This window comes from Sphingopyxis sp. (assembly GCF_050725655.1).
Classification (GTDB): Bacteria; Pseudomonadota; Alphaproteobacteria; order Sphingomonadales; family Sphingomonadaceae; genus Sphingopyxis.
In genome coordinates, this window is record NZ_JBOHHT010000062.1 from 1 (window position 1) to 14,358 (window position 14,358).

General features: G+C 66.5%; 14 protein-coding genes. 7 read left to right on the forward strand and 7 right to left on the reverse strand.

Annotated elements, in window-relative coordinates:
* Positions 1-100: 100 nt before the first annotated feature.
* Complete coding sequence (locus ACREBX_RS08700) at positions 101-430, forward strand: UrcA family protein (protein WP_431561349.1); 330 nt, start codon at positions 101-103, stop codon at positions 428-430.
* Positions 431-855: 425 nt separating this feature from the next.
* Here ACREBX_RS08700 and ACREBX_RS08705 read toward each other — a convergent pair whose 3' ends face one another.
* On the reverse strand, positions 856-1,248 hold the full coding sequence (locus tag ACREBX_RS08705; RefSeq protein ID WP_431561350.1) for a winged helix-turn-helix transcriptional regulator: 393 nt from the start codon (positions 1,246-1,248) through the stop codon (positions 856-858).
* A gap of 112 nt (positions 1,249-1,360) precedes the next feature.
* Here ACREBX_RS08705 and ACREBX_RS08710 point away from each other — a divergent pair, with 112 nt between their 5' ends.
* The 4 genes from ACREBX_RS08710 (at position 1,361) to ACREBX_RS08725 (ending at position 4,628) form a co-directional block, all read left to right on the forward strand.
* Positions 1,361-2,104 carry an SDR family oxidoreductase gene (locus ACREBX_RS08710; protein ID WP_431561351.1) on the forward strand — a complete coding sequence of 248 codons (744 nt, stop codon included), beginning with the start codon at positions 1,361-1,363 and terminating at the stop codon, positions 2,102-2,104.
* Between the two features lie 184 nt (positions 2,105-2,288).
* Positions 2,289-3,536: a 23S rRNA (adenine(2503)-C(2))-methyltransferase RlmN gene (gene rlmN, locus ACREBX_RS08715; protein ID WP_431561352.1), complete on the forward strand. Its 1,248-nt coding sequence runs from the start codon at positions 2,289-2,291 to the stop codon at positions 3,534-3,536.
* Between the two features lie 224 nt (positions 3,537-3,760).
* The gene (locus ACREBX_RS08720) at positions 3,761-4,219 is read left to right on the forward strand and encodes an outer membrane protein (RefSeq protein WP_431561353.1); all 459 of its coding nucleotides are present in this window, start codon (positions 3,761-3,763) and stop codon (positions 4,217-4,219) included.
* Between the two features lie 85 nt (positions 4,220-4,304).
* Positions 4,305-4,628: a YnfA family protein gene (locus tag ACREBX_RS08725; protein WP_431561354.1), complete on the forward strand. Its 324-nt coding sequence runs from the start codon at positions 4,305-4,307 to the stop codon at positions 4,626-4,628.
* On the opposite strand, the gene ACREBX_RS08730 is transcribed toward ACREBX_RS08725, so the two are convergent.
* Positions 4,625-5,338 carry an arylesterase gene (locus ACREBX_RS08730; protein ID WP_431561355.1) on the reverse strand — a complete coding sequence of 238 codons (714 nt, stop codon included), beginning with the start codon at positions 5,336-5,338 and terminating at the stop codon, positions 4,625-4,627. The genes ACREBX_RS08725 and ACREBX_RS08730 overlap by 4 nt on opposite strands.
* Before the next feature lie 59 nt (positions 5,339-5,397).
* On the opposite strand from ACREBX_RS08730, the gene ACREBX_RS08735 reads away from it, so the two are divergent.
* Both ACREBX_RS08735 and ACREBX_RS08740 read left to right on the forward strand, forming a co-directional pair.
* Positions 5,398-6,066 carry an ABC transporter ATP-binding protein gene (locus tag ACREBX_RS08735; RefSeq protein ID WP_431561356.1) on the forward strand — a complete coding sequence of 223 codons (669 nt, stop codon included), beginning with the start codon at positions 5,398-5,400 and terminating at the stop codon, positions 6,064-6,066.
* Between the two features lie 157 nt (positions 6,067-6,223).
* Complete coding sequence (locus tag ACREBX_RS08740) at positions 6,224-8,725, forward strand: ABC transporter permease (protein WP_431561357.1); 2,502 nt, start codon at positions 6,224-6,226, stop codon at positions 8,723-8,725.
* On the opposite strand, the gene ACREBX_RS08745 is transcribed toward ACREBX_RS08740, so the two are convergent.
* From ACREBX_RS08745 to thrS, 5 genes are all read right to left on the reverse strand, one after another.
* Complete coding sequence (locus ACREBX_RS08745) at positions 8,722-9,483, reverse strand: sulfite exporter TauE/SafE family protein (RefSeq protein WP_431561358.1); 762 nt, start codon at positions 9,481-9,483, stop codon at positions 8,722-8,724. The genes ACREBX_RS08740 and ACREBX_RS08745 overlap by 4 nt on opposite strands.
* A gap of 99 nt (positions 9,484-9,582) precedes the next feature.
* Positions 9,583-10,734, reverse strand: coding sequence for a hypothetical protein (locus tag ACREBX_RS08750; protein ID WP_431561377.1), 1,152 nt, complete (start codon positions 10,732-10,734; stop codon positions 9,583-9,585).
* An 11-nt stretch (positions 10,735-10,745) separates the two neighbouring features.
* On the reverse strand, positions 10,746-11,444 hold the full coding sequence (locus ACREBX_RS08755) for a helix-turn-helix domain-containing protein (protein ID WP_431561359.1): 699 nt from the start codon (positions 11,442-11,444) through the stop codon (positions 10,746-10,748).
* Positions 11,441-12,295, reverse strand: a complete 855-nt coding sequence (locus ACREBX_RS08760; protein ID WP_431561360.1) for a metallophosphoesterase — start codon at positions 12,293-12,295, stop codon at positions 11,441-11,443. Before ACREBX_RS08760 ends, ACREBX_RS08755 begins: the two co-directional genes overlap by 4 nt.
* A complete protein-coding gene (thrS, locus tag ACREBX_RS08765) occupies positions 12,292-14,295 on the reverse strand; it encodes a threonine--tRNA ligase (protein WP_431561361.1) in 2,004 nt (667 codons plus the stop codon). Before thrS ends, ACREBX_RS08760 begins: the two co-directional genes overlap by 4 nt.
* Positions 14,296-14,358 lie beyond the last annotated feature (63 nt).

Here is a 14,358-nt window from a genome sequence, read left to right on the forward strand (position 1 = left end):
GCCGCGGCAACATCGTTGCTCCTTTTGGCTGGGCCGATCGATTATCTGGTGTCTCACCGGCTTCCTCCCCTCCTCCCAAGCCGGCCGATGGAGACTCAAGATGCAAAAGCTTCTGATCCTCGCCGCCCTCGCTGCCGTATCGATCGGTCAGCCCCTATCGGCGCAAGCCGCCCCTGCGAACCCGAGCGTCGCCGTGGCGCACAAAGACCTCGACCTCAGGACCAAGGCCGGCACCAAGGCGCTCGACCGCCGCATCTGGCGCGCCGTTGTCGAAGTGTGCGGCACCGCCCCGGATTTCGACATCGCGGGCAAGAATGACGTGCGACAGTGCCGCCGCGACACAAAGGCTCTCGCGTCGGCGCAGGCCGATGTGGTGGTCGCCAATGCCTCGCGCGACCAGCCGATCCAAGTCAGCTCGATCCGCAACTGATCGGCGGACCCACGTTGCAGGGCCCGTCAAAGCCGGGGCCATGATTCGGGCACGATTATGGTCCCGGCTTTCCTTATGGATTCCGCGCTGCCGAAAAGCCGAAGCTTGGTCCGTGACAGAACGGCGACTTAGGGGTGGGAAGCGGGCGTTCCTCACTCCCGTCATCCCGGCGAAGGCCGGGATCCACAGCGGCGCCGTCGTCGTGGACCCCGGATCAAGTCCGGGGTGACGATGGGAAATGTCCTCCCTGCGGCGCAGCCGTGGGGAGGTGGCAGCGCGAAGCGCTGACGGAGGGGCAATGGCGCTGCCGTCGCGGCCCCTCCACCACGCCCTGCGGGCGCGGTCCCCCTCCCCATCGCTACGCGACAGGGAGGATCTCGTGGCCGCTTCCGGTCGTTAGCCACCAGAGCTAATTTGCCCGAGCCCTACCCCCGCGCGTCGAACGTCATCCGCGCCCTTGCCACCTTTTCCAGATTGGCTTCCGCCCACACCCACACCCCGCAAAAGGCTTCGCCCAGGCTATGACCAAGGTCCGTCAGGCAATATTCGACCTTGGGCGGGACGACCGGATGAACCGTCCGCACGACAAGCCCATCGCGCTCCATCGCGCGCAAGGTCTGCGTCAGCATCTTCTGGCTGATACCCGGAACGCGCCGCGACAATATGGTGAAGCGGCAGGTTCCGTGATCCTCCAACTCCTCAAGAACGAGTAGAGTCCATTTGTCGGCGACTCGGCCGATCAGTTCGTTGACGAGCGTTTCGACGCGCGGATCGACCGGCGCATTCGGATCGTAGGCAATTTTTTCAGGTGCGGGCATGGCGGAAAATCCAAATCTCTCTTTTGGGTAATTATGGCACTTTCGGGTGCCTTCTTTCTTTTGGAGAGTATAGGCGTATTTGGGCCTTCTCACCACCCCAAAGGAGGTAATCATGAAGACCACAGGCAACACCATCCTCGTCACCGGCGGGGGTTCGGGCATTGGGCTGGCGCTCGCGCAGCGCTGGCACGACGCGGGGAATAGCGTCATCATCACCGGGCGGAATGCCGACAAACTGGCGGCAGCAACCATCGGCCGTCCGAATATGCACGCGGTGTCGCTCGACGTCACCGACCCCGATGCGATAGCGGCATTTGCCATCGCGGTGGTGGCGCGCTTCCCGTCGCTGAACATCCTCGTCAACAACGCCGGTATCATGAGCGCCGAGGATGCGAGCGCGAAGCGCGACCTCGCGCAGGCCGAAGCTTCGGTCGTCACCAACATCCTCGGTCCGATCCGGCTGATCGACGCGCTGGTCGATCATCTGGCGGCGCAGGCGGACAGCGCGATCGTCAATGTGACGTCGGGGCTGGCGTTCGTGCCCTTTCCCAAGGCGCCGACCTATTCGGCGACCAAGGCAGCCATGCACAGCTACTCGGTTGCCCTGCGCATCCAGCTGGCGGGCAAGGTCGAGGTGATCGAGCTCGCCCCGCCCGCGGTGCGCACCGACCTGACCCCCGGCCAGGCGACGCGCGAGGGCTATATGCCGCTCGATGATTTTGCCGACGAGGTGATGGCGCTGTTCGCCAAGACGCCGACGCCCGAGGAAATCCTGGTGCAGAATGTCCTGCCGCTGCGCAATGCCGAGGCGAACGGGACGGTGCCGCAGGTGCTGGGGATGCTGGCGTCGCTGTAACATATCTCCCCTCCCGCTTGTGGGAGGGGTCGGGGGTGGGCGCGAGCCGCAGGCGAGTTCCTGCCGCCGCGACGCCCACCCCACTGCGACTAGCCAGCAAGCTGGCAAGTCTCGCTGCCCCTCCCGCCTGCGGGAGGGGGACAGATTGCGCTTTTGCCCCTTTCCCACTATATGGCCGCCCATCATGCAGATTCCCGGCCATATCGACCCCGTCACGACGGGCACCGTTCCCTTGCGCGGCGGCAACCGCATCGACCTGATCGGGCTGACGCGCGACGCGATCGGCGGCGTGCTGGTCGAGGCGGGCCTCGATACCAAGGCCGCGAAGCTGCGCGCCAAGCAGATCTGGCACTGGATGTATCACCGCGGCGTCACCGATTTCGAGGCGATGACCGACATCGCCAAGACGATGCGCCCCTGGCTGACCGACCGCTTCATCATCGGCCGCCCGACGGTGCGCGAGGCGCAGGTGTCGAGCGACGGCACGCGCAAATGGCTGCTCGCCGCCGCCGACGGCCAGGAATATGAGATGGTCTTCATCCCCGACGCCGATCGGGGAACCTTATGCGTGTCGAGCCAGGTCGGCTGCACATTGAACTGCCGTTTCTGCCACACCGGGACGATGCGCCTCGTCCGTAATCTGGCGGCGGGCGAGATCGTCGGGCAGGTCATGCTGGCGCGCGACGAGCTGGGCGAATGGCCCAAGGGGACGATGGCGGGCTTTGGCGCTGATCCCGAGGACGACGACGGCGTCGAAGAAGGCGGCAACTATACCGCCGACGGCCGCATCCTGACCAACATCGTGATGATGGGCATGGGCGAGCCCTTGTATAATTTCGACGAAGTCAAAGGCGCGCTCAAGATCGTCATGGACGGCGACGGCCTCGCGCTGTCGCGGCGCCGGATCACCCTGTCGACCAGCGGCGTCGTGCCGATGATGGCGCGCGCGGGTGAAGAGATCGGCGTGAACCTCGCGGTCTCGCTCCACGCGGTATCGAAGGAAGTGCGCGACGAGATCGTGCCGCTCAACCGCAAATATGGCATCGACGAATTGCTGAAAGCGTGCGCCGACTATCCGGGTGCCGGCAATTCGCGGCGCATCACGTTCGAATATGTGATGCTGAAGGACAAGAATGACAGCGACGACGATGCGCGCGAGCTGGTCCGGCTGATCCGCGAATATGGCCTGCACGCAAAGGTCAATTTGATCCCCTTCAACCCATGGCCCGGCGCGATGTACGAATGTTCGACCCCCGAGCGGGTGCGCGCGTTCAGCAATCTGATTTTCAAGAGCGGGATTTCGGCGCCGGTGCGCACCCCGCGCGGACGCGACATCATGGCCGCGTGCGGCCAGCTGAAAAGCGCCGCGACCAAGCCGACGCGCGCCGAACTCGACCGTATCGCCGAGGAAAAGCAGGTCGCGCTCGGCTGACGGCGTCTTTCGCCGTCTTTTCATCCCTTCGGTAACGGCTGAAATCTACCATATTTGCGGGCGCGATCCTGCATACCTATTCTATACCGTGTGGTAAAAATAACACAGGTAAGAAAATTGTCACATTCTGAACGATCCGTTCATTGCAGCGACAGCCGCGAGCCCCATTTAGGGGCCGTCGCGACCCAAAGGGCGTGACCGATTAAAAGCAGAAGGAAAAGAAAATGAAAAAATTCGCAGTTGCAGCCGCTCTCCTGACGGCCATCGTTGCAACCCCCGCCATGGCTGCCGAAGGCGGCGAAGGCCGCGTCGAAGTGCGCGGCGGCCTCATCACCGGCAACGGAATCGATGAAGGCACGATCGGCGCCGCAGCCGGTTATGATTTCGACCTCGGTTCGACCGCATTCGTTGGCGCCGAAGTCGCTGCCGACAAGGTGCTCGTCGACGGCGCCGACGTCCAGTTCTCGGCCGGTGGCCGCATCGGCGCCAAGGTTGGCACAGCCGGTAAGGCATATGTGACCGGCGGTTACACCTTCACCGACATCGACGACCCGTATGTCGGTGCCGGCTACCAGCACAAGCTGGGCCAGAACATCTATGCCAAGGCCGAATATCGCCACCAGTTCATCAGCAACTTCGGCGACTTCGACACGTTCGTCGCTGGCGTCGGCTTCGCTTTCTGATCCTTTCGGAACAGCGAATGACAAAGGAGGGGCGGCCTGCGGGTCGCCCCTTTTCTTTTGTCCGCGATCCCGCCACGGTGGGGCGATGACTGCATTGGCTTATATCGGGGCGGCACTCGCCGAAATCGCGGGTTGCTTCGCCTTCTGGGCGTGGCTGCGGCTGGACAAGCCGGTGTGGTGGATCGTGCCCGGCATGGCGTCGCTCGCGCTGTTCGCCTGGCTGCTCACCCTCGTCGATGCCGAGCATGCGGGACGCACTTATGCCGCCTATGGCGGGGTCTATATCGTGTCGGCGCTGATCTGGCTGTGGGCGGTCGAGGGCGCGAAGCCCGACCGCTGGGACCTGATCGGCGCTGCCGTGTGCCTCGGCGGCGCGGCGATCATATTGTTCGGCCCGCGGGGCAATTAGCCCGCGTTCGGCAGCGCCTGTTCGACCAGCGGCGCCAGCCCCTCGGCCACGACCGTCACCCCCTTGGCATTGGGATGCATATTGTCGCCGAGCATCAGCGCCTTGTCGGTGACGACATTGTCGAGGATGAACGGATAGAAGCTCACCGCATATTTCGACGCGAGTTCGGGATAGATGGGGTTGAACTTCTTCGCATAGTCGTTGCCGAGGTTGGGCGCGGCCATCATGCCGGTAAGCAGCACCGGAATCTCGCGCTTCTGAAGTTCGGCGAGCATCGCGTCGAGATTGGCGCGGGTTTGGTCTGGGCCGATCCCGCGCAGCATGTCGTTGCCGCCGAGCCCGAGCACAACAAGAGCGGGCTTCGCCTTCGCATTGTCCAGCACATAGGTCAGGCGCTGACGCCCGGCAGCGGTGGTATCGCCCGAGACCCCGGCATTCTGGACGCGCGCGACGACGCCATCGGCGGCGAGTGCGGCCTGTAATTGCGGCGCGAGCCCTTCCTTCGGACCGAGCTGGTAGCCCGCGTACAGCGAGTCACCGAAGGCGATCACGAGCGGCGCGTCGGCCGGAATCGCGGGCACCGCTTTCGGCGTCCCCTTGTCGTTGGTCGAAGCCGACGGGTTTTCCGCCGATCCGCACGCCGCGAGCGGTTGGCAAAGCGCAATTGCGCAACCATATATCAAAAAAGAGCGCCATCCGGCCGTTCTCATTTCAAAGGGTCCTCTCCTTGCCCGACGCCCAACGACCACTAGCGGCCTTGGCGCCCGAAGTGGCGATCGCCGCCCATAATGTGACGCTCACACTCGGAAGCGACAAGGCCCCTGTCGAAATTTTGCGCGGAGTCGACCTGGAAGTTCCCGCAGGCGCCTCGGTCGCGCTGCTGGGGCCGTCGGGATCGGGCAAAAGCTCGCTGATGGCGGTGCTCGCGGGACTTGAACGCGCCAATGGCGGCAGCATCCGCGTCGCGGGGCTCGATTTTGCGACGATGGACGAGGATGATCTCGCAAGGGCCCGGCGCGGGCGGATCGGGATTGTGCTCCAAGCCTTCCACCTGCTCCCGACAATGACTGCGCTGGAGAATGTCGCGGTGCCGCTGGAACTCGCCGGGATCGCCGATCCCTTCGGACGCGCCGCTGCCGAACTTGAAGCGGTCGGGCTCGGGCATCGCCTCACCCACTATCCCGCGCAGCTTTCGGGCGGCGAGCAGCAGCGCGTCGCCATCGCGCGCGCGATGGCAAGCTCGCCCGCGATCATCTTCGCCGACGAGCCGACGGGCAATCTCGACACCGCGACCGGACAGGCGATCATCGAACTGATCTTCGCGCGCCGTGCAGCGCTGGGCGCGACCTTGCTCATCATCACCCACGATCCCGAACTCGCCGAGCATTGCGACCGCGTGGTCGTGATGCACGACGGAAAAATCGAAGAGCGGGCGTGAGGCTGGGCAACGCAAATCCTCCCCACTTGTGGGGAGGTGGCAGCGGCGGAGCCGCTGACGGAGGGGGCTCGCGCCCTTGCCCGACGTTGCCGAAGGACGCCGCCCCCCTCCACCACCCTTCGGGCGGTCCCCCTCCCCACAAGTGGGGAGGATTTTGATGCTGCCTCTCGCCACGCTCTGGCGGATCGCGCGCCGTGATCTTGCGACGCGCATCCGCGGCCTGCGCCTCCTCGCCGTCTGCCTGTTCCTGGGGGTCGCGACGCTCGCGGCGATCGGCAGCCTGACGCGCGGCATTACGTCCGAACTCGAAGTGCGCGGGCAGACGATCCTGGGCGGCGATGTCGAATTCAGCCTGCCGCAGCGCGAGGCTAGCCTCGAGGAAATGGCGGGCTTCCGCCGCGTCGGCACGCCCTCGGCGACCGTGCGGTTGCGCGCGATGGCGAACGATCCCGACGGCGAGGCTTTGCTGTCCGAATTGAAGGCGGTCGATGGCGCCTATCCGCTCTATGGCACGATGCGGCTGGAAAGCGGCGCGCGCCAAGGTCCGCCGCCGCCGGGCGGTATCTGGATCGGCAAGGATCTTGTTTCGCGGCTCGACCTGAAGGTCGGCGAACGCGTGAAGTTCGGCGAGACAAGCTTCCTGATCGATGGCGTGATTGCCGAAGAGCCCGATCGTCTGGGCGAGGGCTTCACGCTCGGCCCCGTTGCGATCATCGGGCTCGCCGACCTGCCCGCGACGCAGCTGATCCAGCCGGGCAGTCTTTACGAGAGCAAATATCGCGTCCGCTTGCCCGACAGTGCGAACCCCGAAGCGGTCGGCAAGGCGCTGACCGCGCAGTTCCCCGACGCAGGTTGGGACATTACCGACAGCAGCAACGGCGCGCCGGGCACGCGGCGCTTCATCGAGCGCATGGGGCAGTTCCTGTCGCTCGTCGGCCTCGCCGCGCTGGTAATCGCGGGGATCGGCGTCGGCAACGGCGTCGCGAGCTATCTCGCGGGCAAGCGCCCCGGCCTTGCGACGCTGAAAGTGCTCGGCGCCGACAGCGGCACGGTCGCGCGTATCTTCGGATTGCAGATCCTCACGGTCGCGGCGGTGTCGATCGTCGCCGGGCTGATCGTCGGTGCGCTCGCGCCCGCGATCATCGGCGCGATTGCGGGCGATGTGCTGCCGGTCAAACCCGGCGTTGCGATTTATCCGCTGCCGCTCGCCGTCAGCGCGGCCTATGGCCTGCTCATCGCCATCGCCTTTGCCCTGCCCCCGCTTGCCGCGACGCGGCGTGTTCCCGCCGCCGGCCTCTATCGCGCGACGGTGAGCGGCGCCGCGCGGATCGACCGGCAGACGGTCGTCGCGGTCGCGGCGGCGCTGGCCGCGATCATCGCGCTCGCGGTCGGCACCGCGCGCGAGCCGCTGTTCGCCTTGGGGTTCATCGGCGCCGCGATCGGACTGCTCCTCATCCTCGTCGGGCTTGGCTGGCTGGTGCGTCACACCGCGAGCCGCCTGCCGCGGCCCAAACGCCCACTGTTCCGTCTCGCACTCGCGAACCTGCACCGCCCCGGCGCCGCGACCGGTGCGCTCGTTGTGGCACTGGGCCTTGGCCTCACCTTGTTCGTGACGCTGGCGGCGATCCAGACGAGCATCACCGCCGAAATCCGGTCGACCGTGCCGCAACGCGCGCCAAGCTTCTTCGTGCTCGACGTGCCGCGTACCGAGACCGCACGCTTCCAGACAATGGTGACGGCGGCCGACCCCAAGGCCGAGATCAACATGATCCCCGCGCTGCGCGGCAGCGTCACCGAATTTGCCGGCCAGCGCGTCGACGAACTCGCCGAACTGCCCGAGGGCGCGTGGGTGCTGCGCGGCGACCGCGGGCTGACCTACAGCCCCGTGCTGCCGAGCGGCAGCGAACTCGTCGGCGGCGCGTGGTGGGCTGCTGACTATAAGGGACCGCCGCTGGTCAGCGTCGAGCAGGAGGTCGCGACGTCGCTCGGCCTCAAGATCGGCGACACGCTGTCGGTCAATGTACTGGGGGTCGAGGTGCAGGCGAAAGTCGCGTCGCTGCGCACCGTCAACTGGGACAATTTCGGGCTGAACTATGTGCTCGTCTTTTCGCCCGGCACCTTCGACGCCGCGCCGCATAATATGGTCGCGACGGTCGCCGTCGGCCCCGAGGCCGAGGTCGCCTTGTCGCGCAGCATCCCGCGCGCCTTTCCATCGGCCTCGCTGATCGCGGTGCGCGATGTCGTGTCGCAGGTCACGACCTTGCTCACGCAAATGAGCCAGGCGATCGCGGCGGCGGCGAGCATCGCGATCCTTGCGGGCATTGCGGTGTTGATCGGCGCGATTGCGGCGAGCCGCGAGCGGCGCGTTTACGACAGCGTGATCCTGAAATTGCTCGGTGCGACGCGTGGCCAGATACTCGGCGCGCAGGGTATGGAATATGCGGTGCTGGCGGGCATATTGGCGGTGCTCGCGCTCGGGCTGGGGCTTGCTGGCGCATGGTATGTCGTGACCCAGCTGTTCGATTTCACCTTTGCCCCCGACCCGCTGATCGTCGGCGCGACGTTGATCGGCGGCGCGGGATTGTCGTTCCTGATCGGGATCGCGGGGAGTTGGCCCTTGCTGTCAGCGAAACCCGCGCAGGCGCTGCGCAGCCTCTAGTTCAGGAGGCGGAGCAGCGCCGACAGCCCGGCGACGCCAAGCACGACCGCGACGATGCCGCGCCATACCGGCACGGGCACGCGGCCGAACAGCCGCGTGCCGACATGGTCGCCGAGCGCCATCGGCACGAACAGCAGCAGCGACAGGGTGAAGAGCTTCATCGTCGCGAGATCGAGCCAGAGCGAGGCGAGCGTCCCCGCGATGGCGGTTGCGAAAAAGACGAGCATCATCGAGGCGCGCGCGACATCGGGCGCGATCCGCTGGCGCAGGTAAAAGGGCACGACGGGCGGCCCGGGCATCGCGGCGAAGCCGGTAAGGATGCCCGAGGCGATCCCCGTCAGACCGATCGCCGTGCGTCCCGGCCGGTGACCGTCGGGATGCTGCGGCATCAGGATCAAGAGGAAGGCGGCGATCGCGATGATCGCGATCAGCAGCCGCGCGACGTCGGGCGTGACCGCCTTGAGCGCGAGCATGCCGAGCGGCGTCGCGAGCATCGCGAGCAGGCCGATCGGGAGCGCGGTGCGGCGGTCGGCACCGGCGGCGATGCGCCGGAAACCGACCGGGCCGATCAACAATTGCAGCAGGATGCCGAGTACGACCGCCTCGCCCGGCGGCATGATGAGGCCGAGCAAGGGGACAAGGATGATCGCCATGCCGAAACCGGTGAGCCCGCGCACGAAGGCGGCGCCGAAGGTCATGCCCGCGGCGGCGGCGATGATTGGCGGCGCAAGGCCGGTAAGATGGAGAATCCCGTTCAAGCGTCCATCCGCCCGGAAACTCCAGATATTATTCCCGAAACCGGCAAACCGCCCCTCCCTCTCGCTGGGCGGGGCCGTAGCCGACGATGACGATGGCCGCTAGCTTTTGATCAGCGGCCAGAGACCGGTCACCGGCCGCTCGAGCACGCGGGCAGCGACAGCGTGTAAACGCGCGGGTGCGAGGCGCCCGGTTTCGACGGCGCGTGCCAGCCACTCCTCCAGCGAGCCGCCCGTTTCGATCCATTTATCGTCGCGGAGCATGCCGTAGAAAGCGCCCGCCAGCACGTGGATACCGTCGTCGGACTGACGCCAGCGGTCGGCGGGATTACGCCCCACGCCCAGCGCCTCGCCGATCAACTGGTCGAGCGCTTGCGCCAAATCTTCGTTGAGCAGTCCGTCGAGCGTCGTGTAACCCCATTGCGGCTCATGATCGCGAACCACCCGCATGATCAGCGCGTCCTTTCCGAGCACCGCAAGGGCTGCCTTTGCGGCCGGACCGCCCATCGCCACCGGGGGATGCAGCATTTCGTGCGCGGCATTGCGCACGGTGATCGCAGTGTTCCAGTCGGCCGCCTGCAGGAAGGTCTGCCCCTGCACCTTGATCCCGTGCGGCTTGCAGAATTGCAGGAGGATAACCTCGATCTCGGGATCGAAGCTGCGGCCCGTCAGCTTTTCATGCAGGCTGATGACGTCATAAGCGGCGAGGTCGCGGGTCAGCCCCGCGATGCGCGTATCGAGGCCGCCGGCGCGTTCGGCGCGGAAGGCGGCGAAGCTTGCCGCCTGCATCGCTTCGAGCACCGCCTTCAGCCGCGGCGCGGCCGACAGGAACCACGCCCAGTCGCTCTCGCTCCAATTGTCGCTGGCGCGATAGGCGGACAGTAATCGCGCTTCGGGATCGGCAGCCGACGCGATCAGCGCCGCGAGGCTGCTGTCGTCGTTGCCCGAAAAGAGGACCGACAGGACGGGCCCGAGCAGGCCGAACCCCGCCTTCTCCGCATCCTGCCACAGCGCCGCGATGTCGGTACGGATCGCAGGAGGCAGGCGGGGTGCGAAGGCGTCGGCATCGGCCCGATAAAAGCGCAGATAGAGCTCGCGCCCGGCGAGCGGACCGAGGAAGGCGAGCGCGTCGAAACCTTCCGAGGCGCGGACCTTCCAGCGCGTGCGCGACGGTTTGCGTTGCTGGGCCTTGGCTGAACGGGGTGCTGCGGCGAGGCCCGCGAGTGCGGCGGCGAGAAAGAGGCGGCGTTCCATGCCGCCAGTTTCTAGCGGTATGGCGGGGACGCGGCTTGAACGGACTTTGCCCGGAGACGGACCGGTGGCATTCCGGTCAGCGCGACGACCGAGCGCGCCAGATGCGCCTGATCGGCGAACCCTTGATCGGCGGCGAGATCGGCAAGGCTGCCACGCCACGAAGCGAGCGCCGCGAGCGCCCGGCGGGTCCGCACCTCCAACCGGAAACGCTTGGGCGAGACGCCATAAGCGCGCGCGAAGCCGCGGCTGACCGAGGCGGGGTCGAGCCCCATCCGCCTGGCCCACAGCGTCAGCGCGAGACCGGGGTCAAGGGCCAGCGCGTCGGCAAGCAGATCGGGCCAATCGTCGCGGCGCGCGGCGCCCGCGCGGAATTGCTCGCGTACATAAGCGGCGGCGGCACGAGGATCGCGCTCGGCGAGGCGCACAGCGGCATCGGGATCGGCGATATGCCCCGGCCCCGGAAGCAGCCCCGAAGGCAGCGCAAGGTTGAGTATCTGCGCGCCGCGCGCGCCGAAATGATCGCGGTGCGCGGTCCAATCGCCATGGACCACGACCGTTCCCGCGCTGGCGGCAAGGCGTCCCTGATCGCCCGCCTCCTCATATTCGCCGCCCAGAACGAGCGCGACATAGCCGCGGGCATGACGATGGCGCGGCAGGCAGTCGCCGGCGGCATGCCGGCCGATGCTGGCAATCTGGTCGCGCGCGGTCATCGCTTCGCACTGGGTCCGAGGGTGACGAGCCAGACGTCGGGCGGCGTCAGGTAGCGCAGCGGCGCAAGGCTGGTGCCGAGACCCGCGCCGACGAACAGCCGCTGGTCGCCGTCCGAAATGTCGCCGCACGCGAAGCGGTCGCCGTAGCGCGAGACATAACTGATCGCGCCGAAGAGTGGGAGGCGGATCTGGCCGCAATGGGTGTGACCCGCGAAGATCGCGGCCACGGGACGATTCACGTCGGGAACGATGTCAGGGCTGTGCGAGACGATCAGCGGCACGCCTTGACCGAGCGCGCCCATCGCCCCGAGCGTCTTCGGCACATCGTCGTGGCCCGAAAAATCGTCATCGACCCCGCCGATGATCAACGGGCCTAGCTTTACGGCTTCGTTCCGGAGGACACGAAGGCCCTGTTTTTCCAGCGCGCCGCGCAGGGCATCGGGCTCGAACCAATGGTCGTGATTGCCCGGCGAGACGACAACGCCCAGCGGCGCCCGCAGCTTGCCGAGCGGCGCGACGACTTCGGCGGCGGTGTAGATATGCGTCGCAAGGCGCTTTTCGCTGACGAGGTCGCCGGCGATCAGCACGAGATCGGGCTTCAGCCGGTTAAGCTCGTCGACGATGCGGGCCAGCCGCTCGGGCGGCATGTCGGGGCCGGCGACATGCGTGTCCGAGAGCAGCAGGATCTTGAGCGGCCTTTGCCCCGCGGGCCAGCCGGCGACCGCGACTGTCGCCGTGCGGACGATCGGATCGCGCGTCGCGTTCCAATAGCCCTTGCCGAGCAAGGCCAGGGCGAGCAACGCGGCGAGCGCTACCCACCGCTGCCAACGCCGTCGCGGCCGCGTGCTCAATCGCGCAGGTCCGGCGGGGTCGCCTCACCCTTCAGCATCGCGATCGCCTCGGCGAGCGGCATGATGCGCTGGCCGTCCTGCCCGAGCGTGCGGATCGCGACGGTACCTTCCTCGGCCTCGCGATTGCCGACCACGAGCAGGTAGGGGACCTTCGCGAGGCTGTGTTCGCGGACCTTGTAGTTGATCTTCTCGTTGCGGACGTCGCTTTCGGCGCGGATGCCCGCCGCGACAAGCTGCGCCAACGCATCCTTGGCATAATCGTCGGCGTCGCTGACGATCGTCGCGACCACCGCCTGCACCGGCGCGAGCCAGGTCGGGAAGCGGCCGGCGAAATGTTCGATCAAAATGCCGATGAAGCGCTCGTAAGTGCCGAGGATCGCGCGGTGGAGCATCACCGGGCGGTGGCGCTCGCCATCCTCGCCGATATAGCTCGCGTCGAGGCGCTCGGGCATCACGCGGTCGGACTGGATCGTCCCGCACTGCCAGGTGCGGCCGATCGCGTCGGTCAGGTGGAATTCGAGCTTGGGCGCATAGAAGGCGCCCTCGCCCGGCAGCTCTTCCCAGCCATAATCGTCGCTGGCCATGCCCGCGCGCGCGACGGCTTCGCGAAGCTCGGCCTCGGCCTTGTCCCACATGTCTTCGGTGCCGAAGCGCATGTCGGGGCGCAGCGCGAGCTTCACCGCATATTTTTCGAAGCCGAGCTGCTTGTAGACGCGGTCGAGCAGTGCGCAGAAATCGCGCACTTCATCGACGATCTGGTCCTCGCGGCAGAAGATATGACCGTCGTCCTGCGTGAACTGGCGCACGCGCATGATGCCGTGGAGCGCGCCATGCGGCTCGTTGCGGTGGCAGCAGCCCATTTCGGCCATGCGCAGCGGCAGGTCGCGATAGCTTTTCATGCCCTGACGGAAGATCAGCACATGCGCGGGGCAGTTCATCGGCTTGAGCGCCATCCACTCGGCGCCGTCGGAGACGATCGGACCCTCGTCCTCGATGTTCGGGACCTCGTCGGGGATGACGAACATATTTTCGCGATATTTGCCCCAGTGGCCCGACTGCTCCCACTGCTTGGCGTCCATCACCTGCGGCGTCTTGACCTCCTGATAGCCCGAACCGTCGATCGCGCGGCGCATATAAGCCTCAAGCTCGCGGTAGATGCGGTAACCCTTGGGATGCCAGAAGACGCTGCCGTGCGCCTCTTCCTGCAGGTGGAACAGGTCCATCTCGCGGCCGATCTTGCGGTGGTCGCGCTTCGCGGCCTCCTCCAGCCGGACGAGATGTTCGGCGAGCTGCTTCTTGTTGAGCCAGCCGGTGCCGTAGATGCGCGACAGCTGCGCATTCTTCTGGTCGCCGCGCCAGTAAGCGCCCGAAACCCTCGTGAGTTTGAAGGCAGCGGGGTCGAGCTTGCCCGTCGAGGCGAGGTGCGGGCCGCGGCACATATCCATCCAGCCATCACCGCTGCGATAGACGGTGAGTTCCTCGCCCTGCGGCAGTTCGGCGGCCCATTCGGCCTTGAAGCTCTCGCCCTCGGCCGCCCATTTGGCGATGAGCTTGTCGCGCTCCCACACTTCGCGCGTCAGCGGCAGGTCGGCGGCGATGATCTTGCGCATCTCCTCCTCGATCAGCGGCAGTTCGTCGTCGCGAAACGGGCCATGTTCGGCGGTCGGCGCGAAGTCGTAGTAAAAGCCATCACCCGTCGACGGGCCGAAGGTGATCTGCGTGCCGGGAAACAGGTTCTGCACCGCCTCGGCAAGGACATGCGCATAGTCATGGCGAAAGAGTTCGAGCGCATCGGCCTCGTCGCGGCTCGTCACCAGCGACAGGTTCGTGTCTTCGTCGAGCGGGCGCATGATGTCGCGCAGCTCGCCGTCGATCTTTGCCGCGAGCGCGGCCTTGGCAAGGCCGGGTCCGATGTCCGCGGCAATCTGCGCCGCGGTGGTGCCGCGCACGACTTCACGGGCAGAGCCATCGGGAAGGGTGACGCGGATCATCTGAGACATCGAAAAACTGGCCTTTCTTGCGCAAAAGTGCGGCGCCCCTTTGCCAGCATGCGATATGGGCGG